Here is a 25,812-nt window from a genome sequence, read left to right as displayed (position 1 = left end):
CCCCGCGCCCCATGCCCCATGCCCGAGCGGCCGCCGGGGCGCCATCCGGCGGATGCCGGTCGCATCCGTCGGAAGGTCGACTTCAAGGCAGGGGGCGGGCGGACGCCGTCCGCCGGCCCGCCGGTTTCATTCCGCCGCTTCGGTCTTCTTGGCGGCGGCAGCGCGGTCGATCGCCTCCTGGATCAGGCGGCCGGCTTCCTGCTCGTCACCCCAGGAAACCACCTTGACCCACTTGCCGGGCTCCAGGTCCTTGTAGTGCTCGAAGAAGTGCTGGATCTGCTCGATGGTGATCGAGGGCAGGTCCGCATAGGACTTCACCTTGTCGTAGCGCTTGGTCAGCTTGGACGAGGGCACCGCCAGGATCTTCTCGTCGCCGCCGGCTTCGTCCTGCATGTGCAGCACGCCGATCGGGCGGCAGTTGATCACCGCGCCGGGCACGATCTCGCGCGTGTTGCAGACGATCACGTCGATCGGGTCGCCGTCGTCCGACAGGGTGTGGGGGACGAAGCCGTAGTTCCCGGGATAGCGCATCGAGGTGTAGAGGAAGCGATCGACGAACAGGGTGCCGGAGGCCTTGTCCATCTCGTACTTGATGGGCTCGCCGCCGATCGGAACCTCGATGATCACGTTGATGTCGTGCGGCGGGTTCTTGCCGACCGGGATGGCGTCGATACGCATGTCGTCGTCTCCTCGCGGGCGGTCGTCCGCCCGGTTCGCTTGGCGCCGGCCGCATCCGTCGCGGCCGCAGTCGGCCGTTCCTACTGCATTGCAGCATGAAACGAAAGGCGACCTTGGCATGATGATCGGGCCGGCGACCCGTCACGTCATGGCGACATCCGGACGGCCTTCCGCGCGCCCGGTATCATGGGGCCCGCCGCGACCTTCCTGCGCTCTGCCGGGCAGGCGCCGATCCCGTCAGGGGGCCGGCCAGCCGAACACGACGACGGGCAGCGAGCGGTCGCCGATCCGTTCCGAGGTCTCGGCCGCCTGCACGCCGCCGAGGCGCCGGTAGAAGCCCTGCGCCATCTCGTTGTCGCGCAGGACCCGCACCGCGAAGCTCTTGAAACCGTAGCGCTTCAGCTCGTCGCGCGCAGCCTCGAACAGCGGCCGGCCGAAACCGAGGCCTTGATATTCCGGCTTCATGTAGATCTCGTAGACCTCGCCGGCGAAGGGCAGCATGCGCATCCGGCTCGGCCCGATGGTCGCGTAGCCGCAGATGCGGCCGCCGACCTCGATCACCAGGATGGCGGCGCGGCGTTCCACCGCCTTCGCCCACCAGGCCGGCCCGCGGCGCGCGACCATACGTTCCAGGTTGCCGCCCGGAATGATGCCGCCATAGGCGAGGCGCCAGGCCTCGTCGTGAATGCCGGCGATGGCTTCCGCATCTTTCGCGGTCGCCCGCCGGACACCGATCTGTCCAAGTCTCATGGAACGAAGCGTATCCGTGTCCGCGCCGCGGCGGAAGAGGGAACATGTCGGGACCTGGGCCGCGCCTGCATTGTGGCTGGCCGGCCGGACCTTCGCTAGATTGATCGCCTGTCGCCGGAAGAGAGGATCCGATGCCGAAACACCTTGCCGTCGCAATCACGGCTCTCGCCCTCGTCCTGCCGGCCGGCGCGGCCATGGCGGCCGAGAATGCCTTCACGGATCTCGACCTGAAGGGCTGCGCGGTCACCGACAGCGCTCCGCCCGACGGCGACGAGAACGGCAAGCCGGAGCCCTATGCCTGGCGCTGCAAGGGCTACGGCAGCTGGAACGTGTTCATTGCCGAAGGCGACCTGCGGGCCGGCGTGGCCTTCAGCCGCGCGCGCCGGTTCGAGGACGACTACCACTACTTCCCGAAATTCTCGGTGACCGGCCCGAAGGTCGAATGGCGCGGCCCGCGCCGCGGCAACGCGATCGTGCCGGAAGCGGCGATTTTCCGCTACATCTGGAGCGTCGACGGCCGCAAGGGCTCGGTCCTGGCGATCGCCCGCCTCGGCCGCGACGCGACCGACACCTGCGTGTTCGGATATGTCGACGCGGTCGCCAACCCGGACGCCAATGCGCTGGCGGCGCGCGTCGCCGACGAGGAGGCCGTCCGCTGGGTCTGCAACGGCAATTCCCCGAAATGGTACGGAAAGGTCGGCGAGGATTTCCGGTGACCGGCCCTCTGCAGGCCTGATCGCGCGACGCCGGTCCGGCCCCCGCGTCCTGCGAAAGATGCCGATGCCCGGGAACGCTTCAATCGTTTCATTCTTCTCCGCAATGACTGAAACGATTGAAGTAAGCTCTGCGTATCGCGCAGGTCTGACGTCAAGTCGCACCGGTAACGATGCGTTTGCGAAGGCCCTATATTGAATGCGTCATCGACGTGAAGATCGAACGGAAGCGCTGCAGGACCCGAGGGCTCGCCACTCACCATGGAGGCCGTCATGCGTCCCGTCTGGAAGTCGATCCGCCGTACCCTGTCCGAAATCAACGACGTCCTGGCCGATGCCCAGCAGATGCGCCGGGAAGCCCGCCGTCGCTATGGCCATCTGGCCGACGAGACCTGATCGGGTCCGCACCAGCAATCGACAACCTGGAATCCACACGAAAAGGCCGCGGCGTCGATCCGACCCGCGGCCTTCGTGTTTTGAGAGATTGATTCAAGGCCTGATTAAATGTGCAATTTCCTATTGCAAAATATAGTAATGCTATCATAGTACAGGAGTACTCAAGCGATTGCATTTGGAGCTGTTCATGGAAAGGAACAGTCAGATATTGGTTGGTGGATTTGTCCCATCGATGGCAATTGGTTTGCAGCTCATTGGTCAATCTGCCGGCTTTGCAAATCGTTTAGCCGAACAGATTGGGCTAACCCATAATATACTGATTACAATATTTATTTTTAGTTGTTTATTTTCAATGTTGGTATTTATACTAGACAAAGTTGAAATAAAAATTAAGATAATTTTCTTTATATTCAACGTTTTTTCTCTAGCATATTTATCAAATGCCACATTAAATAACAGTGCTTATCAAATAGAAGTGAAGAATACACAAGGAACAACGAAAAGCGGTGTGACCTCTAATCAAGGGGGAACGTCACAGTGAAAAGTTGCTTAAAAAAAATAGCAATGGCCTTTGTGGTTTTTGGGACCGCCGGGTCAGTCGTTGCACAGGAACTTTCTCAAGTGCTTGAATTAACTAGTCCTGGCTGTAGCCAGTCTGAGCGATCTGAAACGCGGAATCAGCTTTGCCTTCCGGTAGGTGCCCAGGTCGGTCCAGTCAGAATACAGGAGTTGAGTCGAGCCGGATCGAGTGCAGCATCATGGAGTTACGATCCAGTCCAATCAAATTGTATTATTGTCAGCTTATCTTCAAGTGGTAGCGGTCAGGATTGCTTGAGCATTTTTGGAAACAAGGTCTGCAATTGTAGGGGGCGAGGGTGGATAAAAATCTCTGTGACTATCTCACCCCGATGACTGCAAAAAAAACCGCGGCTTGACTAAATGCCCGACCGCGGTCATCTTGATAACTTACAAACCTGATGGTTTATCAGCCGGCCTCGCGCAGGCGCTCCATGCGCTTGCGGTCGTTCGGGTCGAGATGGGTCTTGCGCAGGCGGATCGACTTCGGCGTGACCTCGACCAGCTCGTCGTCCTGGATCCAGGCGAGCGAGCGCTCCAGCGTCATCCGGATCGGCGGGGTCAGGCGCACCGCCTCGTCCTTGCCGGCGGCGCGGATGTTGGTCAGCTTCTTGCCCTTGAGCACGTTCACCTCGAGATCGTTCTCGCGGGTATGCTCGCCGACGATCATGCCCTGATAGACCTTCCAGCCGGGCTCGATCATCATCGGGCCGCGATCTTCCAGGTTCCACATCGCATAGGCGACGGCCTCGCCGGCGTCGTTGGAGATCAGCACGCCGTTGCGGCGGCCGGGCAGCTCGCCCTTGAAGGGCGCATAGGCGTGGAACAGGCGGTTCATGATCGCCGTGCCGCGCGTGTCGGTCATCAGTTCCGACTGGTAGCCGATCAGGCCGCGGGTCGGCGCGTAGAACACGAGACGCTGCCGGTTGCCGCCCGAGGGGCGCATCTCGATCATGTCGGCCTTGCGCTCGCTCATCTTCTGAACGACGACGCCGGCATGCTCCTCATCGACGTCGATCAGCACTTCCTCGATCGGCTCGAGCAGTTCGTCGGTTGCCTCGTCGCGCTTCATCACCACGCGCGGGCGGGAGACGGCGAGTTCGAAGCCCTCGCGGCGCATGGTCTCGATCAGCACGGCAAGCTGCAGTTCGCCGCGGCCGGAGACGAAGAACGAGTCCTTGTCCTCGGATTCCTCGATTTTCAGCGCGACGTTGCCCTCGGCTTCCTTGAGCAGGCGATCGCGGATGACGCGGCTGGTGACCTTGTCGCCTTCGGTGCCGGCGAGCGGGCTGTCGTTGACGATGAACGACATGGTCACGGTCGGCGGGTCGATCGGCTGGGCCGGCAGCGGGGTGTCGACCGAGAGATCGCAGAAGGTGTCGGCGACGGTGCCCTTGGTCAGGCCCGCGATGGCGATGATGTCGCCGGCCTCGCCGAGCTCGATCGGCGTGCGCTCGATGCCGCGGAAGGCCAGAATCTTCGAGATGCGGCCCTGCTCCAGCATCTGGCCGTCGCGCGTCAGAACCTTGATCGACTGGTTCGGCTTGATGGTGCCCGACGAGATGCGGCCGGTGATGATGCGGCCGAGGAAGGGATTGGCCTCCAGGATGGTGCCGATCATCCGGAACGGCCCCTCTTCGACGGTCGGCTCGGGGACATGCTGCAGCACCAGGTCGAACAGCGGCGCCATGCCGGTGCCCTGGTCGCCGTCCGGGCTCATGGCCATCCAGCCATTGCGGCCCGAGCCGTAGAGGATCGGGAAGTCGAGCTGTTCGTCGGTCGCGTCGAGCGCGGCGAACAGGTCGAACACCTCGTTGACGACCTCCTGGATGCGGGCGTCCGAGCGATCGACCTTGTTGATCGCCACGATCGGGCGCAGGCCGACCTTCAGCGCCTTGCCGACCACGAACTTGGTCTGCGGCATCGGGCCTTCGGCGGCATCGACCAGCACGATGGCGCCGTCGACCATGTTCAGGATGCGCTCCACCTCGCCACCGAAGTCGGCGTGGCCGGGGGTGTCGACGATGTTGATCCGGGTATCCTTCCAGACGACCGAGGTCGCCTTGGCCAGGATGGTGATGCCGCGCTCCTTTTCGAGCTCGTTGGAATCCATCACGCGCTCGGCCACCCGCTGGTTCTCGCGGTAGGAGCCGGACTGCTTGAGCAGTTCGTCGACCAGCGTGGTCTTGCCGTGGTCGACATGGGCGATGATGGCGATGTTGCGCAGCTTCATGAAAATCCTTCGCCGCGGCACGCCCGCCGTTCCGGGCCTGTACCGCGTTCCTTCGAGGTCGTCGGTCGTTCTGGGAATTTGGCGCTGTGCATAACCTTTTCCATGCTGCGCCGCAAGGCGAACCGCCGCGACAGTGAGGCCCGCGCCGCGTGACGCGGCGATGACGGCCGCGCCGATCGGTCCCGACGCGGCTCCCCGGCCGGGCTGCGGCGTCCTGCATCCCGCGGAGCCGAGCCATGCGGCGGTCCGAGATCGACAGGTCGTCTCCCGTCCATATATTAAGGCCACCTGATCATCTGGAAACCGTCATGATATCCGAAGCCCCGGCCGCCTCGCCGGTCGACCCCTCTCCGCACCCGGCATGCGGCCTTCCCGCGCCGGGTTCGCCCGAGGAATCCATCGCCGTCATCCTGTCCGACGTGACCCGTCTGTTCTGGCGGCGGCTCGAATGCGCCCTGAAGACGGCGGGTTACGATTTCACCGCCGCGGAGGCCCGCACGCTGGTCAGCATCGCCCGCCTGCAGGGCGCCCGCCAGGCGGCCTTGGCCGAGACCATGCGCATCGAGCCGATGACGCTGGTCGGCTTTCTCGACCGTCTGGAATCGCGCGGCCTGATCCGGCGCCTGCCGGACCCGGCCGACCGCCGCGCCAAGCTGATCCGCACGACGCCCGAGGCCGCCCCGACCGTGGCGCGGCTGATCGAAATCGGCGCGGCCGTCAAGGCCGAGGTGACTGCGGGCCTCGCCGACAGCGAGGTCGACGCGCTGCGCGATCTCCTGCGCCGCATCCGCTCCAATCTCGACGGTCTGGGAAACGACCGGGGAGCCTCCGCCGCATGAACATGTCCTTGAAGTCTGTGTCCGCCGCTCCGGCCGATGCCTCGTCGCGCGCTCACGGTCCAGACCCGCTCGCCACCGAGCCGCTCGCCGCCGCCGGCATGGCGGAGGCCGACGCCTCCCTGTCGCCCTCGCTCGACCCGATCCGACCGGATGCCGCCGTCGCGGCGCCGGCCATGTCGGCGAACCGCACCGCGATCCTCGGCGCCATCCTGGTCGCGCTCGGCCCGATCTCGATGGCGCTCTACACGCCGGCCATGCCGACGCTGGTCGTCGCCTTCGGCACCTCGATCGCCACCGTCAAGCTGACCCTGACCGCCTATTTCGCCGGTTTCGCGCTGGCGCAGCTCGTCTGCGGCCCGCTCTCCGACGCCTATGGCCGGCGGCCGGTGACGCTCGCCTTCATGCTGCTCTACCTCGTCGCCTCCGCGCTCGCGCTCTGGGCGCCGACGGTCGATATCCTGCTCGTCGCCCGCCTGCTGCAGGGGATCGGCGCGGCCGCCGGCGTCGCCATCGCGCGGGCCATCGTCCGCGACCTGTTCACCGGCCAGGATGCCGCCCGCATCATGAACACGATCGGCATCATGCTGGCGGTCGGTCCGGCCCTGTCGCCGACCATCGGCGGCATCACGCTCGAACTGTTCGGCTGGCACGCCATCTTCGGCCTGATGGTGCTCTACGGCGCCGTGGTGATCGGACTGGTCGTCTTCGCCATGACGGAGACCAACCGACGGCCCGATCCGGCGCTGGTCCATCCGGTCCGGCTCGTCGCCGCCTATGGCCGGCTGATCGTCGATCCGCGCTTCATCGTGCCGTCGACGGTGCTCGGTGCGGGCATCGGGGCGCTCTACGCGCTCGGCACCATGCTGCCCTTCGTGCTGATCGACCGCGCCGGCCTGACGCCGACCCAGTTCGGCTTCGGCATGATGGCGCAGTCGCTGTCCTTCGCGGCCGGCGGGTTGATCATGCGCAAGCTCCTGGTCCGCTTCGACGCCAACCGGCTGGTCATGCCCGGCATCCTGCTCGGCCTCGCCGCTGCGCTGGTGCTGGCCGTGCTGATGCGCACCGTGCCGCCGACCTTCTTCACCGTGATGCTGCCGATCGGCGTCTACGCCTTCTCGCTCGCCCTGATCATGCCCGGCCCGTCGACCGGCGCGCTGGCGCCTTTCCCCCACATGGCCGGCGCCGCCGCCGCCCTGCTCGGCTTCATGCAGATGGGCGGCGGCCTCCTCGGCAGCCTCGCGGCCGCCCTGTTCGGCGATCCCGTCACCGCCATCGGCACCATCCTGCCCGCCATGATGGCCATCGCACTCGCCGCAGCGTTATTGGCCCCGAAGGCGCGGAAAGCCTGAAACGGAAACGCCGGCCGGAGACCGAAGTCCCGACCGGCGCCCATTTCTGAAATCCCGCGATGCGCCGGAATTACTGCTCGAACTTCATCCGCCGCTTGCCGAGCGTCCGCAGGCGTAGGGCGTTGAGCTTGATGAAGCCGGCGGCGTCGCGGTGGTCGTAGGCGACCTTGCCTTCCTCGAAGGTGACCAGGTCCTGGTCGTAGAGCGAGTAGGGCGACTTGCGGCCGGTGACGATGACGTTGCCCTTGTAGAGCTTCACCCGCACGGTGCCGGAGACCATCTCCTGGCTCTTGTCGATCAGCGCCTGCAGCATCTCGCGCTCGGGGCTGTACCAGAAGCCGTAGTAGACCAGCTCCGCATAGCGCGGCATCAGCTCGTCCTTCAGGTGGCCGGCGCCGCGATCGAGCGTGATCGACTCGATGCCGCGATGGGCCTGCAGCAGGATGGTGCCGCCGGGGGTCTCGTAGACGCCGCGCGACTTCATGCCGACATAGCGGTTCTCGACCAGGTCGAGCCGGCCGATGCCGTTGGCCTTGCCGAGCTCGTTGAGCCGGGTCAGCAGCGCGGCCGGCGACAGGCGCTCGCCGTCGATCGCCACCGGATCGCCCTTCTCGAACTCGATCTCGATCTCGGTCGCCTTGTCGGGCGCGTCCTCGGGCGAGATGGTGCGCATGTGGACATATTCGGGCGGCGTGATCCACGGATCCTCGAGCACCTTGCCCTCCGAGGAGGAGTGCAGCAGGTTCGCGTCGACCGAGAAGGGCGCCTCGCCGCGCTTGTCCTTGGCGATCGGGATCTGGTTCTTCTCGGCGAAGTCGATCAGCGCCTCACGGCTCTTGAAGTCCCATTCGCGCCAGGGCGCGATCACGGTGATGTCGGGCTGCAGCGCATAATAGGTCAGCTCGAAGCGGACCTGGTCGTTGCCCTTGCCGGTCGCGCCGTGGCAGACCGCGTCGGCGCCGACCGCGCGGGCGATCTCGATCTGGCGCTTGGCGATCAGCGGCCGGGCGATCGAGGTGCCGAGCAGATAGAGCCCCTCATACTGCGCATTGGCGCGGAACATCGGGAAGACGAAGTCCCGCACGAATTCCTCGCGCAGGTCGTCGATGAAGATCTCCTTGATGCCGAGCATCTCGGCCTTCTTGCGCGCCGGCTCCAACTCCTCGCCCTGGCCGAGATCGGCCGTGAAGGTCACGACCTCGCAGCCATAGGTGACCTGAAGCCACTTGAGGATGATCGACGTGTCGAGGCCGCCCGAATAGGCGAGCACGACCTTCTTGACGCTACCGGCTGACATGGATCTCTCGCGGTCTAAGACTTGGATCGCAACGGGCTTACAGCCCCGGGCGCGCCTGTCAAGGCAAGGGTGGTTCCCGATCCGTGCGCGCAGGCCCGGATCGATGCTCCGTCGGTGCCGGCCGCCGTCCGCCGAGCCGCGCCAGCCCGGCCTCCAGTCGCGCGACAGTCGCCTCCGGCAGCCGGATCAGGATCAGGTCGCGCAGCAGGAAGACGAGGGTCAGCGTCAGGCACCAGGCGATCAGCACGTCGGACAGATAGTGGCCGCCGAAGGCGATCCGGTTGAGCGAGATCGCCGTCGCCCAGAGCAGGGCCGCGACGGTCGCGACCTTCCGCCAGCGCACCGGCACGACGAGCGCGACCGCCACCCACCAGATCGCGGCGGAGGCCTCCGCGGATGGAAACGAGCAGTCCGCAACGCAGCCGCCGGTCGGCATCCAGGGCAGCCCGAATGGAAAATCGCCGCCGAAGAGGTCGGTCTCGGCCGGCCGCGGCCGATGCCAGTATTGCTTCAGGGTCAGGTTGACGGCGAGCCCGGGTCCGACGGCGAGGCTGGCGGCCAGGAACAGGAGCGCGCGCAGCGGCACGCGCGCCACCCGGTCCGGCGTCAGTGCCTTGGCGATGAGCAGGACGACCAGGCCGACGATGGCGATCCGGGTGACGATCCGTCCGGCCAGCCGCAGGCCGACGAGCCACGGATCGGTCGCCGCCGCGAAGCCGTCCGGGCCATAGAACAGGCCGGTGGCGGCGCGATCGAGCTGCGGCAGGGCCAGGAACACCAGCGAGACCACCAGCGTGGCGGCGAGACAGGCCAGGACCGGCCGGTCGGCGAGCCGGCGGCGGGCGCGGCGGCCGTCCGGGCCGGGGCCGCCCCGGGGGCCGCTCGCGGCGGCGGGATCGTCGGTCATGCAGGTCCTTCCTCGATCGGGTCCAGCCCGGATGAACGCTTCACTCCGCCTTCGGCTCCGATCGGCGCGGCGGTATCGATCGCCGCAGTGCCGATCGAGCCGGCGCCGCGGCCGCTCGGGCGCTCTGCCCGCCGTCGGATTGGGGATGCCGGTCCAGGAAGTGTTCCCCTTCCTTCCTGTCTGGCTCTACAGTTCGAAGCGGGGGCATGGAAACGATTCGTGTCCGTCGGGGTTTCGGTCGCGTCGCTGCCGGGATCATGACGGATCCGGGCGTAAACCGCCGTTGTGCTGGAGAGTGTCGCGCATGGTCGCCACGCCGAAGCCCGTGTCCTCCGTCGAATTCTGGTACGAATTCGCGTCGACCTATTCCTATCTCAGCGCCATGCGGATCGAGGCCGCGGCCGCGGAGGCCGGGGTTGCGATCACCTGGCGCCCTTTCCTGCTCGGCCCGATCTTCGCCGGCCAGGGCTGGAGCACCTCGCCCTTCAATCTCTATCCGGCCAAGGGCCGCTACATGTGGCGCGACATGGAGCGCTCGGCGGCCGCGATGGGGCTGCCGTTCCGGCGCCCGGATCCCTTCCCGCAGAACACCTTGCTGGCCGCGCGTCTGGCGCTGATCGGCGCCCAGGAGGGCTGGGTGGCGCCCTTCTCGCGGGCCGTCTACACGGCGGAATTCGGCGAGGGGCGGGATGTTTCCAAGGCGGAGACCCTGGTTCCTTTGCTCGACGGCCTCGGGCTTGCCGGCCAGCAGCTGGTCGCCCGCGCGCGCGCCGACGAGGCGATCAAGAATCGGCTGAAGATCGTCACCGAGGACGCCCAGCGCCACGGCATCTTCGGCGCACCGAGCTTCGTCACCGCCGACGGGGAATTGTTCTGGGGCAACGACCGGCTCGACGATGCCCTGGCCTGGGCGGCCGGCACGCATGGCGGCGCCGCCGCGCGCCGCTGAACCGCGCCCCGATCCCGCGCCCCTGCCGCGGCCGTCAGGCCGGAGTGTCGCCCTCGTCCTCGACGGTGTGGCGCTGCATCAGCGGCATCTGCGCCATGGCGAACAGGAAGGTCAGTGCCGGCAGCCCGAAGAATTTGAAGTCGACCCAGCGCGCCTGCGACACGTTGCGCCAGACCAGTTCGTTCAGGATCGCCATCGCGAAGAAGAAGAGGCACCAGCGTACCGTCAGCTTGCGCCAGCCCTCCGCATCGAGCCGAATCGCGAATTCGAAGACATGCGAGAGCAGATACTTCCCGAACAGCAGCCCGACCGCGAGCGCGATACCGAACAGACCGTAAATGATGGTCGGCTTCATCTTGAAGAAGGTGTCGTCGTGCAGATAGATCGTCAGCCCGCCGAAGATCATCACGACGGCGCCGGTGACCAGCAGCATCACCGGCAGGTGCCGGGTCAGCGCATAGGCGACCGCCAGCGCGACCGCGGTGGCGATCATGCAGGCGGTGGTGGCGACGAAGATGTCCGAGAAGCGGTAGGCCAGGAAGAAGACCAGCAGCGGCCCGAAATCGATGGCCAGCTTGACCCCGGTCGGCAGCTTCGCCTTGCTGCGGGCTACGCCCGGATGGACCGCATCTGGGCGGGCGGTCGGGGCGGTCACCGGGCCGGCGGCGGGGGACGGATCGGCGGAGGGCGTCGTCGTCATGGCTTCCTGTCCGGTTGACTTCGAGCATCCTACGTAGGCGGCCCGGCGCTGGGCAACCACCCCCGCCGGTGCTTTTGCCGCCGAACCCCCGATCGCCGCCGGCCGCGTCAGGCGGGACGGACGCGATCGCGACCGCCGCTCCGGGGGCCCCCGGCGAACGGCCCCGCGGGACCGCCGCCGCCCGGGGCGCTAGACTGGCCCCGGATCGACCGAATCGCCCGCCGAAGCCGGGCCGGAGCCGCCGTGCTTGCCGAAGTCCTCGTCTATCTGACCACGCCCTGCCCGACCGCGCATCGCCGGCTCGGCCATCTGAAGGCCGCCGTCGATCTGTGGTCGCGGGCCGGTCGCTGCGCGGCCGCCTGGGCGCCCCATTACCGGCAATGCTGGTCCGTGGTCGAGCGCGCCATGGCCGACCTGCCGCGGCGCCGCAAGGTGGTGGTGCTCGGCTCCGGACTCGTCCGCGACGTGCCCGTGGCGAGGCTTGCCGCCGCCTTTGAAACCGTCCTGCTGGTCGATGCCGTCCATCTGAGCATCGTCCGCTTGCGCCTGGTGCGGCATCGCAACGTCGTCCTGGTCACGCGCGATCTCGCCGGCCTCGCGTCCGACGGCCGGCCGTCGGGCGATCCGCTCGCCGAATTCGCCGCCGACCCGGAGGTCGACCTGGTCGTCTCGGCCAATCTCCTGAGCCAGATCCCGCTCGCCTACGAAGACCTTGCCGCGGCGCACACGATCGCTACATTACCACAACCTGACGCGATCGGCCCGGTCCTGGTGGCCGGCCATCTCGCCGGGCTCGCCGGCTTTCGCGGCCGGGTCTGCCTGCTGACCGATACCGAGCAACGGACGGTCGATCGGGCGGGCCGGGTCCTGGAGACGGTCGATCTGATCGGCGGCCATCGCCTGCCGGTTCCGGATGCGTGCTGGACCTGGACGCTGGCGCCGTTCGGCGAAGACGGACCCGAACACGAACTTGTTCACGCGGTCGTCGGCTACGTGGATTTCAATCGCGCGCTCCGGACCTCGGACGCCGCCTGACCGCCCGCCCGGCGGAGGCGTCCCGGGGCGGGCGCTTGGCAGGAACGGCACGGCATGGCTCGAACCAAAAGCACCCGCAATCCCTACGGGTCGCCGCTTGCGATGCGCTTTCGCAACGTGGTCGCCCTGCTCGGCCGCGAAGTGCACCGGTCGAGCGAGGGCCGGCTCGGCTATGCCTCGACCTTCATCGAGCCGCTGGCGCTGATCATCGGCCTGTCCCTCATCCGCTACGAGTTCCACCCGATCCCGCCGCTCGGCAACAGCATGGCGCTGTTCTTCCTTCAGGGCGTCGTCGTCTTCTACGCCTTCAACAAGACGGAAGCCGCGATTTCGGGCGCCATGTCGAAGAACAAGATGGTGCTCAATTTCCCGATCATCACGCCCTTCGACATCTATGTGGCGCAGTTCGTGATGATCGTGACCAACATGATCATTATCTATCATATCTTTTTGTTCAGTCACAATTTCTTCATGAAGACCATCTTCCCCGAGCAGGTTCTCTGGCCGGAGGATATCCTGCGCGTCTACGAGGCGATCTTCATGGCCGGCGTCTACGGCTTCGTGATCGGCGTGCTGAATGCCTCGCTGGAGGTCTACCTGCCCTGGTGGGATCGCTTCTACAGCGTCCTCCGGCGTGCCCAGTTCATCTTCTCCGGCAAGATGTTCGTGGTCGACTACATGCCGCCGACGATGCGCGAAATCATCGCCTGGAACCCGCTGATGCACCCGATCGAATTGGCGCGATCCGGGTTCTACAATTTCTACGAAAGCAAGACGATGGATCTCTCGTATTTCTACGGGACGATGCTCGGCATGGCGGTGATCGCCCTGTCGCTCGAACGCTTCGCCCGCGCCCGCATGACCACCGAATCCTGAGCCGTCAGGCCGAGCCCGGCGCCGGATCCGGGGATAGAGCCGCGGATCCGGCGGCGGGATCGACAGGCGCCGGCGCCGTCCCGGCGCCGCCGGTGCGGCAAGCCGGGCCGGCCTCCGGCGGCGGCCGGCGCCCCCCGCCACCGCTCTGCATTCCGCCCCGGACAATCGCTTGACAGCCCCCCGCCCCACACCCTAAATGGCGCCCATCCCAGCCGGGGGCCTGTTCGCAGGTCCGAGGGGCCTGTCCGCAGGCCAGACGGGGCCGTAGCTCAGATGGGAGAGCGCTGCAATCGCACTGCAGAGGTCAGGGGTTCGATTCCCCTCGGCTCCACCAATTCCGCCGGCTTGGCCGGCACATTTCCGAAGCGCTGAAACGAATGGCATTCGACCATATGCCCGGTTTGACGATCGGGTGAGCGTCGTCGGCTGTCTGTCTGAGACGGCCATGGGGCGGTCCGCGGGCGGCACCGGGCGGCGCGGCATCGAGGCTGGGCGCTTCGTTGGCGTCGACGGCGGCGGGACCGTGTGCGGCACGCAGGACGTCCGCGATGCCGTCCCTCTGACGGCCTGCGGCGCCGGGACTCGGCGTCTGCTCGGCCGCCGCCTGGGATCCTGGCGGGCGATCACAAACTCGATGAAAATTGATTCTGGCTCGGATAATCGTTTTTCTTTCCTGCGTCGTGGTTCGTGCTATGAACCCCCGGTTACCGTCGCTTCTGTCCGGCTGCCATGAACGAACCCATCGTCCGCCTCACCACCTCGTCCACGGTCTATGACCGGATTCGAGACGACATCCTCGCCGGATCGCTCGCGCCGGGTCTGAAATTGCGGATCGAGTTCGTCTGCGAGCGCTACGGGACCGGGGCGAGCCCCGTGCGCGAGGCCTTGAACCGCCTGTCCTCGGAGGGCCTCGTCGAACGCCGCGACCAGCGCGGATTCTACGTCTCCCAGGTCAGCCTCGCCCAATTGGCCGAACTGGTGAAGACGCGATGCTGGCTCGAAGGCATCGCCGTGCGCGAATCGATCCTGCACCGCACCGTCGCCTGGGAGGAGGGCGTGGTGCTGGCGTTTCACCGCCTGTCGCGGACGCCCCGCTCGCTCGACCCGGCCAGCTACAGCTTCAATCCGGATTGGGAGGAGCGGCACCGGGAGTTCCACCACGCCCTGATCGCCAATTGCGGCTCCTCCTGGCTGCTCGGCTTCTGCCGCGACATGCGCGACCAGGCGGACCGCTATCGCCGGCTCGCGGCGGCTCGGGTCTACCCGGCCCGGCAGGGGCCTGACGAGCACCGCGAAATCATGGACGCGGCCATCGACGGCGAGGTCGAGCGCACCGTCGAGCTGCTGCAGCGGCACTATCAGAAGACCCTGACCATCATCGAGACCGACTTCGCCGTCGCCGTCGACTGATACCGACGGTCATGGAATGATCGTCGGCATTCGATACGCGAATTTCGCATGCCCCTGACGCCTATGAGAAATTCGCGTTGCTTCAACGGCCCGAGGCGTCGGCATCCCGCGCCGTTGGTATGAGGCCGCGCACCGCGCGTCTGGCGCCGCCTTCGATCGTCCGTCTGCGATATCCGGCCCGGACCGGCGCCCGTCGTCGCTTCGGTGCGGTCGCTCGCCCACGTCTTTTCGCGACGAAAATTGGCGCACTCCAAAAATATCGATAAAATAGTTTGCGCGACCATATTCAGCGATATACCTTCCGGTCCGAGGCTGCCGCAGAGCCCGGAGAACCGGCGGGGCGCCTTGAGGAAACTGCCGAGGGAGCTGTTCCCATGTCGTTCATGTCCAGATTTATGGGTGCGATCGCAGGCGCCGTCCTGACCGTGACGGTTCCGGCCGCCGTGGCGGAAGCGCAGGCCGCCAAGGTCCAGGTTGCGCTCGGCGATACCGTGTCGGTCGAAACGCTCGCCTACATCGTGGCGCTCGAACGGGCCAAGGAGCGCGGCATCGACTATACGCTGACCTCCTTCGCCAAGGAGGACCTGGCGATCCAGGCCGTCGTCAACGGCCAGGCCGATCTCGGGATCGGCACGCCCTATGCGGTCATTCAGAAATCCAAGGCCCCGCTGAAGGGCATCTTCCAGGTGACGCGTCTGGTGTTCTTCGCGGTCGCCGACAAATCGCTCTACAAGACGTGGAAGGACCTCGACGGCCAGCCCTTCGTGTTCCACGCCCGCGGGACCGGGACCGAGGCGATCGGCAACATCCTGGCCGACCGGAACGGGATCAAGTTCGGCCAACGCTCCTATGTGGCCGGCTCCGAAAACCGCGTCGTCGCCATGCTGAACGGGCAGATCAAGGCGACCATCGTCGACCTCGCCAACAAGAACCTCCTGCTCGCCAAGAGCGCGGACAAGTTCCACGTCCTGCCCGGCCTCGACGAGAAGGCCAGCGACGAGATCCTGTTCGCGCGCACCGAGTGGCTCGCCAAGAACCAGGCCGCGGCCGACACGATCGTCGAGGAATTCGCCAAGGTCTGGCGCGAGATGGCGGCCGATCCGACCATGGTCGAAAAGGAGCGCGTCAAGCGAGGCCTGCTCAAGGATCTGCCGAAGGAACTGCTCGCCGACGTGGACAAGTACTATCGGCAGGCGGTCGACAACGGGGTCTTCGACAAGGCCGGCGGGTCGCCGCAGGCGGTCAAGCTCGACTTCGACTTCTACACCCAGGCCGGGCAGATGGCCGGGCCGGCGGCGGAGCTGAAGGTCGAGGAGTTCTGGGATTTCGGACCGCTCGAGCGCGCCCGCAAGAAGATGGGCGGCTGACCCGCCGGGCGCCGGCGCCGGGCTCCGCGGCGCGGCCTTCGGACCGGCGGCGCCGGTCCGGTGTCCGGCGCCGGATGATGCCCGGGCGGCAGGATGACCCTCAGATCGGCGCCTCCGCGCCGCCCCGCGGCGGGCGGACCAGACCCAGCCAGGGACGTTTCCTCATGATCGGGACCGGCATGAACAGCCTCTCGACGCCGCCTGCGACCGTGGCCCGGGCCGCCCGCTTCCGGCCGCTCGCCGCGCTCGTCCATCCCCTCACGCTCCGGGCGGTGTCCTTCGCCATCGCGCTACTGGCCTGGGAGATCGCCGGCCGCTGGCCGGTCAGCCCGTCCTTTCCACCCTTCTCGGAGACCGCCACGGCTTTCGTGGCCCTGCTGTCCGACGGCAGTCTGCTGCGTGCCTTCGGGGTGACGCTGACGCCGCTCGCCATCGGACTGGCGGTGTCCGGCGCCGTCGGGGTCGGCATCGGCGTGGCGATGGGGCTCGACGAACGGGTCGAGTGGTTCGGCGTGCCGATCTTCATCGTCCTGCAGGCCGCGCCCCTGGCGGCGCTGGTCCCGATCCTGGTGATGGCCTACGGCATCGGCCTGCTGACCAAGGTGTCGATCGTCTGCATCATGGCCATGCCGGTGATCGTGCTGAATTCCTTCAAGGCCGTGCGCCATGCCCCGCGCAGCCTGATCGAGATGGGCACCAGCTTTCTCGGCACGCGGGCGCAGATCATCCGCAAGATCATCCTGCCGGCCGCGACGCCGGTCATCTTCGCCGGACTGCGCCTCGGCGCGGCGGCCGGTTTCGTCGGAGCGGTGCTGGCCGAACTGCTCGTCACCCCCACCGGCATCGGCGACATCATCACCTACAACCAGTCGATCGCGGACTATCCGAAGATGTACGCGGCGATCGCGGCGATCATCATGGTGTCGGTCGGCTTCATCGAAATCCTGGGCTTCGTGGAGCAGCGCTTCCTGCGACCCGAGACGCGGAGGACCGCATGATCACGACGCTCCCGGCCGGCTCCGCCGGTATGCCTCCGAGCGCGCATCCGGGCCGTTTCGGTGACGGCATCCCGGCCGCCGCGGCGCCCGACGGCATCGTCGAGGTGCGCGGCATCTCCAAGACCTATGGTGGCGGCGTCGAAGCGCTCAACAATATCAGCCTGACCTTCCCGGAAGGCGCCTTGACCTCCCTGCTCGGCCCCTCCGGCTGCGGCAAGACCACGCTCCTGAAGATCATCGCGGGTCTCGTCGCCCCGACGGCCGGCGAAATCCTCGTCAAGGGTCGGCGCGTGACGGGGCCCGGGCCGGAGCGCAGCTTCGTGTTCCAGGATTTCGCCTTGATGCCCTGGGCGACCGTGCTGCGCAACGCCGCCTTCGGGCTCGAACTGCGCGGCGTGGCGCGGTCGGAGCGCGAGGCCGTCGCCGAGCGCTATATCGAGGCGGTCGGCCTCAAGGGCTTCGAGCACAAATATCCGCACGAACTGTCGGGCGGCATGCGCCAGCGCGTCGGCCTGGCGCGGGCGCTCGCGGTCAATGCCGACGTGGTCATGATGGACGAGCCCTTCTCGGCCGTCGACGAACAGACGCGCCGCCGCTTCCAGGAGGACCTGCTCCGTCTGGTCGCCCAGGAGCGCAAGACCTTCCTGTTCGTCACCCATTCGATCGAGGAGGCGGTCTATGTCTCCAACCGGATCGTGCTGCTGTCGCGGCGCCCGAGCCGCGTGCAGCGGATCATCGAGATCGACCTGCCGCGCGACGGCGATCCGGATCGCATCCGCCGGCACCCGGACTATCTCGATACGGTCGAGGATATCTGGCAGGGGCTGCGCCACTATGTCGAGTGAGGGCGAGACGTCATGCTGATCGGCGGCTACCGGATTCCTGCCATGGCGTCGCTCGTCGTCTGGGCGATCGTCTGGGAGATCGTCGGCCGGGCCGACCTCACCCTTCTGATCCCGCCCTTGTCGGCGACGCTGGTCCGTCTCGCCGAGATCGCCGGGACGGAGAGCTTCTGGGAGGCCGTCGGCATCACGGCGCGCACCTTTGCGGCCGGCAGTGCGGTGGCGATCCTGGTCGGCGTGCCGGTCGGCATCCTGATGGGCCGCGTGCCGCTTCTCGACCGGCTTCTGCTGCCCTGGGTCAACGTGTTCATTTCGGCCCCGCTCTCCGCGCTGGTGCCGGTGATCATGGCCATCTTCGGGTTCGGCGAGACCACGATCGTGCTGACGGTGGTGCTGTTCGCGATCTGGATCGTCATCCTGGACGCACGGGCCGGGACGCAATCGATCTCGCCGTCGCTGGTCGAGATGGCGCGCGTCTACGGGGCCAGCCGCTGGCAGGCCTTCTCGAAGATCTACGTCCTGTCCGCCCTTCCCGAGATCCTGACCGGCATCCGGCTGGGACTGCTGCGCGCCGTCAAGGGCGTGATCATCGGCCAGCTCCTGGTCTCGGTGGTCGGGTTCGGCCGCCTCTTCGAGATCTACTCGTCGAATTTCCTGATGGAGCACATGTGGGCCATGCTGATTGTGCTCTTCGGGCTCGCCTTCCTGATCGATACCCTGCTCGGTGCGATCGAGCGCCGGGTCGACTACTTCGCCGGATCCCGAAACTGAAGAAAAGGAACGTCTCTCGTGGGTTACGTCATTTCGCCCCCGTCCGTGGCCGCATTGCCCGTCGTCGGCTCCTCGGATCTCTTCCCCGTCCGGCGAATCTACTGCATCGGTCGCAACTACGCCGAACACGCCATCGAGATGGGCCATGACCCGAGCAAGGAACCGCCATTCTTCTTCCAGAAGAACCCCGACAATATCCTGCTCGAAGGTATCGACTTTCCCTATCCGCCGAAGTCCAAGGACGTCCATTTCGAGATCGAGCTGGTCGTCGCGCTGAAGAGCGGGGGCGCCAACATCCCGGTCGATCAGGCCCTCGACCATGTCTTCGGCTATGGGATCGGGCTCGACATGACCCGCCGCGACCTGCAGGGCGAGGCCAAGAAGCTCGGCCGCCCCTGGGAGATCGGCAAGGCGTTCGAACAGTCCGCGCCCTGCGGCCCGCTCCATCCGGTCGCGGCCGTGGGGCATCCGGCGGCGGGCGGGATCTGGCTCGATGTCAACGGCGAGCGCCGTCAGACCGGCGATCTGAACCAGATGATCTGGAAGGTGCCGGAGATGATCTCCTACCTGTCCGACTATTTCGTGCTCGCGCCGGGCGACCTGATCATGTCCGGCACCCCGGCCGGCGTCGGCGCGGTCAAGCCGGGCGACGCCCTGCACGGCCATGTCGACGGCGTCGGCGACTTCCGCGTCAAGGTCGCCTGACCGAGACCGGAACCGCCGACCGGATCGGCCGGGAGCTCCTGAAGGCCGGCGGCGTCGACCGCCGGTCATCGGCCCGCGACCGGCCGCCGGGCACGCCGTCGGAACCTCGCCCGACGAGACCGGCCGACGGCTCCGGCCGCAATCGTCCCGGCCTTCGACGAGAAGGCCCCTTTATCAAGCCGCCGCCTGCCCTAATGTAGCGCAGGTGCGCGTCTGCAACGGAGACAGAAGGGCGCGCCTTTTCGAGGAGGACCGTTCATGACCGATGTCCGGCTCGATCGCCGCCGCCTGATGGCCGTCGGTGGCTGCGCACTGGCCAGCGGGATGGCCGGACTTGTCCTGCCCGTCCGGGCGGCGGGCCTGGCGCCGACGCCGTCGATGGCTGGCGGGTCCAACAACTACCGGCCGGGCGCGCCGATCGTGGAGCGGATCGGCGGCGGCGGTTTCTGGATGACCGGCACCGTGCGCCGGGCCGGCGACGGCGCCCCGCTTGCCGGGCAGCGCATCCAGATCTGGGCCCATACGACGGAAGGCTACGAGAGCGACCAGCGCAGCCACGGTGCCACGCTCACCGACGCGAATGGCGTGTTCCGCCTCGAGATGCCGCAGATCGTGCCGGCCTTCGGCCAGCCGCACGGCCATCTCGCTTATGACGGCGGCCCCTATCGGACCGTCTTCCTGCGCCCGGTGATGCCGAGCTCGAAGGACAAGAGCCTCGAGGCGCATTTCGTTCTCGAGCCGGTGTGAGCGCTTTGGACCGAAGCGCAGCGACGCCGGCGCGGGTCTGGCTGATCTGGGTCGCCCTGGTGGTGGCGCTCGCCGTCCCGATCGCGGCCGCGGCGGCAAGCCCGCTCCTGGCCTGGCGGGGTCCCGTCTATATCGCTGCGGGATTCGCCGGCATCGCCGCGCTGGCGCTCCAACTCGTCCAGCCCCTGCTGGCGGGCGGCCATCTGCCCGGATTGTCGGCCTATCGCGGCCGCCGTCTGCATCGCTGGGTCGGCGCCCTTCTGGTTCTGGCGGTGGTGATCCACGTTGCCGGCCTGTGGATCACCAGCCCGCCGGATGTCGTCGACGCGCTGCTCTTCCGATCGCCGACGCCCTTCTCGAATTGGGGCGTGATCGCCATGGCGGCGGTCTTCGCGGTCGCGCTGCTGGCGCTCCTGCGCCGGCGACTGCGCATCGGCCCGCGCCTGTGGCGCATCGTCCATATGACGCTCGCGCTGGTGATCGTGCTGGGCAGCATCGTCCATGCCGTTTTGATCGAGGGGACGATGGAGACGATGTCGAAGGTCGCCCTGTGCGCCCTGGTCTTCGTGGCGACCGCCAAGGTCGTCGCGGATCTCAAGGGACGGGCGAAGCGTTCGGCGTCTCCATGAGTGCCGCCGGGCCAGGACCCCGGCAGCCGGGCCGCCCGGCATCGAACCCGACGCAACGGCCGCCGCTCAGGTCCCGCAGAAGGTCTGCAGCACCCGCTCGTGCGGTTCCGGTGCGCGCGCGAAGGCGTCCAACCCGTCCCGTTCGGTGAAAGGATCGGCGAGCGTCTCGACCAGACGGTGGAACGGTGCGAAGTCGTCCCGATCGACCGCGGCTTCGATGACCGCCTCGACCAGATGGTTGCGCGGAATGTAGATCGGATTGACCGCCCGCATCGCCGCCGCGCGCGCGGAACGGTCGCCGCCCTCGGCGTCCAGCCGCTCCAGCCAGCGCGGCGCCCAGAGGTCGAAGCGCGTCGGATCGACGAACAGGGCGCGGACGGCGTCCATCCGCGCCGGATCGGCCGCCGCATCGGCGAGCCGGCGGAAGGTCAGCGTGAAGTCGGCCTGCCCCTCGGCCATGCCCATCAGGAGATCGCGCGCAAGGGCGATATCGGCCTCCTGCGTCGTGGCAAGGCCGAGCTTGGCGCGCAGTCCGGCATGGTAGCGCTGTTCGAACCGGCCCGGAAACCGACCCAGGATGCCTTCGGCCGCCGCGATGGCCGCCGCCTCATCGTCGGCCAAAAGCGGCAGCAGGGTCTCGGCGAGCCGGGTCAGGTTCCACTGCAGGATGCGCGGCTGGTTGCCGAAGGCATAGCGGCCCTGCATGTCGATCGAGCTGAACACCGTCGCCGGATGGTAGGCGTCCATGAAGGCACAGGGGCCGTAGTCGATCGTCTCGCCGCAGACGGCCGTATTGTCGGTGTTGAGGACGCCGTGGATGAAGCCGATCAGGGACCAGCGGGCGACGAGGTCGGCCTGCGCGAAGGTGACCGCCTCCAGGAAGGCGCGGTAGGGATTGGCCGCTGCGGCGGCGTCCGGATAGTGCCGGGCGATGGCGTGGTCGGCCAGCGCGCGCACCCCGTCGCCGTCGCCGCGCGCGGCGAAGAACTGGAACGTGCCGACCCGGATGTGGCTCGACGCAACCCGCGTCAGGACGCCGCCCGGCAGCCATCGCTCGCGCCGGACCCGCTCGCCCGTCGCGACCGCCGCCAGCGAACGCGTCGTCGGCACGCCGAGCGCCGCCATGGCTTCGCTGACGACATATTCCCGCAGCACCGGGCCGAGCGCCGCACGCCCGTCGCCCTGGCGGGAGAACGGCGTCGAGCCCGAACCCTTGAGCTGGATGTCGCGTCGCCGGCCGTGCCGGTCGACCACTTCGCCGAGCAGGATGGCGCGGCCGTCGCCGAGCTGCGGGACGAACTGGCCGAACTGGTGGCCCGCATAGGCCATCGAGATCGGCTCGGACTGCGGATCGATCCGGTTGCCGGCCAGCACCGCCACGCCTTCGGGCTCCGAAAGCCGGTCGGCGTCGAGGCCGAGGTCGTCGGCGAGCGCACGGTTCAGCCGGATCAGCCGGGGCTGTGCCACCGGCGTCGGGTTCACGCGCGCGAAGAAGCGATCGGGCAGACGGGCATAGCTGTTGTCGAATGCGATGGTCACGGGGCCGGCCTCGGTGTCGCCAGCCGCAACGGGATCGCCCCGCGGTTGGTCGCCCGCCTAAGATCGGGCGAAGGCCCGCCCGCGGCAAGGTCGCGGCGCGCCGAAAGCGCGCCGCGCCGCCCCGTCGGCATCGCGGCGTCGGTCGATAGGGACCGGCTTCAGATCGCGCTTTTGGAGAAGGCCGCGATCTTCTCCTTCAGCAGCACCGCCGTCTCGGTCACCCGGTCGGCGCCCTCGGAGACCGACTTGGCGGCGGTCCCGGCTTGGATCGCCTCATGGGCGACCGAGGCGATGGTGCGGGTCACCTCCGCGGCGACGCCGCGCTGCTGCTCGGAGGCGGCCGCAACCGCATTGGTGAGTTCTCCGACGCTGCGAATGCCGGCCAGCACCAGATCGACGGCATCGACGGTGTCGCCGGTTCCCTCCTGGACCTTCGTGATTCGTGCGGCGATGTCGGCGGTCGCCCGCGACGTCTGATCCGACAGGGCTTTGACTTCCGCGGCGACCACGGCGAAGCCCCGGCCGGCCTCGCCGGCGCGCGCGGCCTCGATGGTTGCGTTGAGGGCCAGCAGCTTGGTCTGCGCCGCAATGCCGTCGATCAGGTTCACGACCTCGCCGATCCCGCCGACGATCTGGGCAAGCCCGCCGATGCGGGCGCGCGCGTCGGTCGCAGCTTCCTCCATCTTCATGGCGCGGCCTGCGGTGGCGGAGGTGCGCTCGGCGACCTCCCCGATCGCGGCAGCCTGTTCCTCGGAGGCGGCCGCGACCGCCTGGGCCATGCTGCCGACCTTCTCGGCGTTGCCGGCCAGCTGGCTCGCCGCCGAGCCGAGGTCGACGGCGATCTTATTCAGGTCGTTGGTGACGCGTCCGACATCCGCAGACATCTGCGACCGGTCGGTGACGATCGACCAGACGATCAGCGGCCGGTGATTGACCAGCGAAGCCTCCAGGTCGAGCACCTCGGGTCCGACCCGGATCTCGGCCCGGTGCGGCATCCGCTTCGGATCGTTGACCATCGACCTCTGATGCTCGGGGCGCTTGTGAAAGACGTCGATCGACGTGCCGATCAGCTGGTCGGCCTTGACCGGCAGGTAGCGTTCGATGCGGCGCAGCGTCTCGATCGAGGTGGTATTCGCATAGTCGATCAGGAATGTCTTCGGATCGCAGGTGATCACGTTGACCGGCAGCTGATCGAGAATCCCGAGCAGAAGCCGCGCCCGCTCCTCGGCCAGGATCTGTTCGGTGACGTTCGCCGCGACCTTGACGACGCCCTCCACGGCGCCGTTGCGCGCCCGCTTCGGCGCATAGGTGGCCTGGAGCCAGAGCACCTTGCCGTCCTTGTTGCGGCGCTCGAACCTGCCGGTCTGCCTCTCGCCGCGCCTGAGCGCGGCCCAGAACATCTGATAGCCTTCCGAGCGGGCGTAGTTCGGATCGACCAGCAGCGAATGGTGGCGCCCCTTCAGTTCGCCGACCGCATATCCGCTGGCGGCACAGAAATTCGGGTTGGCGTCCACGATGGTGCCGTCGGCGAGGAACTCGATGACGCCTTGGGAATTTTCAACGGCCTCGGAGAGCGCCTTCAATCGCTGGGTATTGCCGCCAAACTCGAACATGATCGTTTTCCTGACATTGCAGACGTCAAGAACAACGCGTTTCATTTGAGAATCGGTTAAATCGATAATATGCGAAACGATTTGGGTACTAGAGAATTGATTTCTGACGGCAGTCTGACAATAATCGACCTCCAAGATACCTAAATGGAAATACCAGGTTCGCGTTTTCGGATTCGGGAACCAAAACAATTTGGATGCCTGAAACGGCCGATGTTGTATTCTCTCCGAATAAGCCCTTTGGATGGTATGTATTCCATTCAATGGAGGTTCATTTCGTGAAATCGGTATACGATGTCCGCCAAAATCTTGCATTGCCAACAGGGCTGAACGACAACTATTGCGTCATTTATTCATGCATAATTCTGCAAGTCATGACCGGCCTTGACCGACATGCGGCCGCGCAGGCTTCCGGGCTGCAGCCGCCCGCCAGGTCGCAATCGCCCGCGCATTCGGACCGTCGAAGGAACAGCCCGACCCCGCGGATGGGGATCGCCGGATCGGGGGTTTGGCACGGCCGGCCGTCGGCCCACCATCCGGCACTTCCGCCACAGCTGGCTGCCGGGTGAAGCGCACGGGGTCGGCCGGGTGCTGTACGGGAGAGCCCCGGCTGTCGGCGTCATTCCGGCAGGGTGTTCAACGGCGCACCGGCGAGGGCATCCCGCATGGTCTGCGCCACAAGGAGGATCGGGACCGCGAGCGCCGCTCCCATCGGACCCCACATCCAGCTCCAGAATACGATCGCAACGAAGACCATGAACGGATTGATCTCGAAGCGACGGCCCAGAATCGACGGAATGACGGCGTTCTCGCTGATGACATGGACGATCGTGAAGCCGATCGCCGGCCAGAGCGCGGTCACGATTCCCTGATGGGTCAGAAGGCCGGCCGATGCCAATGCGGCAGCGACGATCGCCGCGCCCAGGAAGGGGATGAAGCTGAGCAGGAAGGCGATGACGCCCCAGAGAACCGGGTTCGCGAGGCCCGAACTCCAGGCGATCGCGGCGGTCGCCGCGCCGACGGCGAGATAGATCAGCGAGGTGGTGCCGAAATAGGTCGCCAGGGTCGCCTCGGCGGCATTGAACACCCGGATCACCGTCAACCGGCGATCGCGATCCCCGAAGGCGAGGATCGCCTTTCGGCGCAACGCGGCCCGGCCGGCGACGAAGAAGGCGAGCGTCGCGAGGAACACCAGCACCTCCCCGAAGGCCGGCGTGAGACCGCCGAGAAAGCCGGTGACGGCGCTCATGTCGACCGCGGATGCCAGCCGGCCGAGACTGCCCTCGCCCTGGCCGCCGGGCTGGACCGAGCGCTCGGCCATCAGCGCGTGCAGTCCGTCGAAATAGCCGATGACCGGTCCGGCAAGCTTCTCGATGCGCCGGGTCAGATCGGGGATGCGATCGACGATGCTGCCGATCGCGTCGGCCACCGAGTTGCCGAGCACGAACAGCCCGACGCTCGTCGCCGCAACGAGAACCATGCCGGCGACCACCGGCGGCACGCCGATCCGCTGGGCGCGGTCGCCGATATGGGCGAGCACCGATCCGAGGATCACCGCGGCGGTCATCGGGACGGCGATCGCCGCAGCCGAGCGCAGGGCGACCAGCAACGCAAGGACGAACAGACCGACGATGGCGGGTTCGCTCCAGGAGCGCCAGGCGCTGAGCGGCAAGGGCGGCGGCTCCAAGGGGCCGGGCACCGTCGTGGCGGCCGGGACGGGACGCTCTGGTCTGTTCAAGGGGCCGTCTCCGCCAACAGGGGATCGCCGGACCGTCACCGGTCCGCTGCGGCCTCAATGCGTCAGGGCCCGATCCGTTCCATCCCGTTTTCGGGGTCGTGGCATGAGGCCTCGTCATGGCATGGCGGCCGGATCGGACGGAACCTCGGCGACGCTCG

The 25,812-nt window shown here is 67.1% G+C and carries 25 protein-coding genes and 1 tRNA gene; 17 read left to right on the top strand and 9 right to left on the bottom strand.

Going from position 1 to position 25,812, the window contains the following annotated elements:
- Nucleotides 1-126 precede the first annotated feature (126 nt).
- Nucleotides 127-678 carry an inorganic diphosphatase gene (ppa, locus tag ABB55_RS13270; protein ID WP_054359232.1) on the bottom strand — a complete coding sequence of 184 codons (552 nt, stop codon included), beginning with the start codon at nucleotides 676-678 and terminating at the stop codon, nucleotides 127-129.
- A 237-nt stretch (nucleotides 679-915) separates the two neighbouring features.
- Complete coding sequence (locus ABB55_RS13265) at nucleotides 916-1,428, bottom strand: GNAT family N-acetyltransferase (RefSeq protein WP_054359231.1); 513 nt, start codon at nucleotides 1,426-1,428, stop codon at nucleotides 916-918.
- Nucleotides 1,429-1,559: 131 nt separating this feature from the next.
- Here ABB55_RS13265 and ABB55_RS13260 point away from each other — a divergent pair, with 131 nt between their 5' ends.
- The 3 genes from ABB55_RS13260 (at nucleotide 1,560) to ABB55_RS29740 (ending at nucleotide 3,078) form a co-directional block, all read left to right on the top strand.
- Nucleotides 1,560-2,144: a hypothetical protein gene (locus tag ABB55_RS13260; protein ID WP_054359230.1), complete on the top strand. Its 585-nt coding sequence runs from the start codon at nucleotides 1,560-1,562 to the stop codon at nucleotides 2,142-2,144.
- Between the two features lie 270 nt (nucleotides 2,145-2,414).
- On the top strand, nucleotides 2,415-2,537 hold the full coding sequence (locus ABB55_RS31125) for a hypothetical protein (RefSeq protein ID WP_264411661.1): 123 nt from the start codon (nucleotides 2,415-2,417) through the stop codon (nucleotides 2,535-2,537).
- 187 nt (nucleotides 2,538-2,724) lie between these two features.
- The gene (locus tag ABB55_RS29740; RefSeq protein ID WP_152982035.1) at nucleotides 2,725-3,078 is read left to right on the top strand and encodes a hypothetical protein; all 354 of its coding nucleotides are present in this window, start codon (nucleotides 2,725-2,727) and stop codon (nucleotides 3,076-3,078) included.
- 444 nt (nucleotides 3,079-3,522) lie between these two features.
- On the opposite strand, the gene typA is transcribed toward ABB55_RS29740, so the two are convergent.
- Nucleotides 3,523-5,346 carry a translational GTPase TypA gene (typA, locus tag ABB55_RS13255; protein ID WP_054359229.1) on the bottom strand — a complete coding sequence of 608 codons (1,824 nt, stop codon included), beginning with the start codon at nucleotides 5,344-5,346 and terminating at the stop codon, nucleotides 3,523-3,525.
- A gap of 308 nt (nucleotides 5,347-5,654) precedes the next feature.
- Here typA and ABB55_RS13250 point away from each other — a divergent pair, with 308 nt between their 5' ends.
- Nucleotides 5,655-6,185 (top strand): MarR family winged helix-turn-helix transcriptional regulator, encoded by a 531-nt coding sequence (locus tag ABB55_RS13250; RefSeq protein WP_054359228.1) that lies wholly within the window; start codon nucleotides 5,655-5,657, stop codon nucleotides 6,183-6,185.
- Nucleotides 6,182-7,534 (top strand): multidrug effflux MFS transporter, encoded by a 1,353-nt coding sequence (locus tag ABB55_RS13245; RefSeq protein WP_244472032.1) that lies wholly within the window; start codon nucleotides 6,182-6,184, stop codon nucleotides 7,532-7,534. Before ABB55_RS13250 ends, ABB55_RS13245 begins: the two co-directional genes overlap by 4 nt.
- A gap of 70 nt (nucleotides 7,535-7,604) precedes the next feature.
- Here ABB55_RS13245 and ABB55_RS13240 read toward each other — a convergent pair whose 3' ends face one another.
- A complete protein-coding gene (locus tag ABB55_RS13240) occupies nucleotides 7,605-8,831 on the bottom strand; it encodes an argininosuccinate synthase (protein WP_054359227.1) in 1,227 nt (408 codons plus the stop codon).
- 58 nt (nucleotides 8,832-8,889) lie between these two features.
- A complete protein-coding gene (locus ABB55_RS13235) occupies nucleotides 8,890-9,738 on the bottom strand; it encodes a phosphatase PAP2 family protein (RefSeq protein WP_054359226.1) in 849 nt (282 codons plus the stop codon).
- Between the two features lie 304 nt (nucleotides 9,739-10,042).
- On the opposite strand from ABB55_RS13235, the gene ABB55_RS13230 reads away from it, so the two are divergent.
- Entirely contained in the window at nucleotides 10,043-10,687 is a 645-nt protein-coding gene (locus tag ABB55_RS13230) for a 2-hydroxychromene-2-carboxylate isomerase (protein ID WP_054359225.1), read from the top strand.
- 34 nt (nucleotides 10,688-10,721) lie between these two features.
- On the opposite strand, the gene ABB55_RS13225 is transcribed toward ABB55_RS13230, so the two are convergent.
- The gene (locus tag ABB55_RS13225) at nucleotides 10,722-11,387 is read right to left on the bottom strand and encodes a septation protein A (RefSeq protein WP_083463592.1); all 666 of its coding nucleotides are present in this window, start codon (nucleotides 11,385-11,387) and stop codon (nucleotides 10,722-10,724) included.
- Between the two features lie 243 nt (nucleotides 11,388-11,630).
- On the opposite strand from ABB55_RS13225, the gene ABB55_RS13220 reads away from it, so the two are divergent.
- The 11 genes from ABB55_RS13220 (at nucleotide 11,631) to ABB55_RS13170 (ending at nucleotide 20,767) form a co-directional block, all read left to right on the top strand.
- Nucleotides 11,631-12,422, top strand: coding sequence for a hypothetical protein (locus tag ABB55_RS13220; RefSeq protein WP_054359224.1), 792 nt, complete (start codon nucleotides 11,631-11,633; stop codon nucleotides 12,420-12,422).
- A 54-nt stretch (nucleotides 12,423-12,476) separates the two neighbouring features.
- The gene (locus ABB55_RS13215; RefSeq protein WP_054359223.1) at nucleotides 12,477-13,298 is read left to right on the top strand and encodes an ABC transporter permease; all 822 of its coding nucleotides are present in this window, start codon (nucleotides 12,477-12,479) and stop codon (nucleotides 13,296-13,298) included.
- Nucleotides 13,299-13,556: 258 nt separating this feature from the next.
- Nucleotides 13,557-13,632, top strand: a tRNA-Ala gene (locus ABB55_RS13210).
- Between the two features lie 395 nt (nucleotides 13,633-14,027).
- Nucleotides 14,028-14,708, top strand: coding sequence for a GntR family transcriptional regulator (locus tag ABB55_RS13205; RefSeq protein WP_054359222.1), 681 nt, complete (start codon nucleotides 14,028-14,030; stop codon nucleotides 14,706-14,708).
- A gap of 374 nt (nucleotides 14,709-15,082) precedes the next feature.
- Nucleotides 15,083-16,075, top strand: coding sequence for an ABC transporter substrate-binding protein (locus ABB55_RS13200; RefSeq protein ID WP_200912025.1), 993 nt, complete (start codon nucleotides 15,083-15,085; stop codon nucleotides 16,073-16,075).
- A gap of 164 nt (nucleotides 16,076-16,239) precedes the next feature.
- Nucleotides 16,240-17,073, top strand: a complete 834-nt coding sequence (locus ABB55_RS13195) for an ABC transporter permease (RefSeq protein WP_200912024.1) — start codon at nucleotides 16,240-16,242, stop codon at nucleotides 17,071-17,073.
- A gap of 29 nt (nucleotides 17,074-17,102) precedes the next feature.
- The gene (locus ABB55_RS13190; RefSeq protein WP_152982256.1) at nucleotides 17,103-17,918 is read left to right on the top strand and encodes an ABC transporter ATP-binding protein; all 816 of its coding nucleotides are present in this window, start codon (nucleotides 17,103-17,105) and stop codon (nucleotides 17,916-17,918) included.
- Nucleotides 17,919-17,960: 42 nt separating this feature from the next.
- Nucleotides 17,961-18,686, top strand: a complete 726-nt coding sequence (locus tag ABB55_RS13185; RefSeq protein WP_394367260.1) for an ABC transporter permease — start codon at nucleotides 17,961-17,963, stop codon at nucleotides 18,684-18,686.
- Between the two features lie 18 nt (nucleotides 18,687-18,704).
- On the top strand, nucleotides 18,705-19,391 hold the full coding sequence (locus ABB55_RS13180) for a fumarylacetoacetate hydrolase family protein (RefSeq protein WP_054359219.1): 687 nt from the start codon (nucleotides 18,705-18,707) through the stop codon (nucleotides 19,389-19,391).
- A gap of 258 nt (nucleotides 19,392-19,649) precedes the next feature.
- Nucleotides 19,650-20,138, top strand: a complete 489-nt coding sequence (locus ABB55_RS13175) for a peptidase associated/transthyretin-like domain-containing protein (protein WP_054359218.1) — start codon at nucleotides 19,650-19,652, stop codon at nucleotides 20,136-20,138.
- 5 nt (nucleotides 20,139-20,143) lie between these two features.
- Nucleotides 20,144-20,767: a ferric reductase-like transmembrane domain-containing protein gene (locus ABB55_RS13170; RefSeq protein WP_054359217.1), complete on the top strand. Its 624-nt coding sequence runs from the start codon at nucleotides 20,144-20,146 to the stop codon at nucleotides 20,765-20,767.
- 66 nt (nucleotides 20,768-20,833) lie between these two features.
- Here ABB55_RS13170 and ABB55_RS13165 read toward each other — a convergent pair whose 3' ends face one another.
- From ABB55_RS13165 to ABB55_RS13155, 3 genes are all read right to left on the bottom strand, one after another.
- Nucleotides 20,834-22,306: a protein adenylyltransferase SelO gene (locus tag ABB55_RS13165; RefSeq protein WP_054359216.1), complete on the bottom strand. Its 1,473-nt coding sequence runs from the start codon at nucleotides 22,304-22,306 to the stop codon at nucleotides 20,834-20,836.
- Between the two features lie 158 nt (nucleotides 22,307-22,464).
- Nucleotides 22,465-23,919 (bottom strand): methyl-accepting chemotaxis protein, encoded by a 1,455-nt coding sequence (locus ABB55_RS13160; RefSeq protein WP_054359215.1) that lies wholly within the window; start codon nucleotides 23,917-23,919, stop codon nucleotides 22,465-22,467.
- 616 nt (nucleotides 23,920-24,535) lie between these two features.
- Nucleotides 24,536-25,654, bottom strand: coding sequence for an AI-2E family transporter (locus ABB55_RS13155; RefSeq protein WP_160321230.1), 1,119 nt, complete (start codon nucleotides 25,652-25,654; stop codon nucleotides 24,536-24,538).
- Nucleotides 25,655-25,812: the final 158 nt, after the last annotated feature.

The organism is Prosthecodimorpha hirschii (genome assembly GCF_001305515.1).
Taxonomy (GTDB): domain Bacteria; phylum Pseudomonadota; class Alphaproteobacteria; order Rhizobiales; family Ancalomicrobiaceae; genus Prosthecodimorpha; species Prosthecodimorpha hirschii.
The sequence above is the reverse complement of the archived record's forward strand: the minus strand, read 5'-3'. Positions and strand labels throughout refer to the sequence as shown.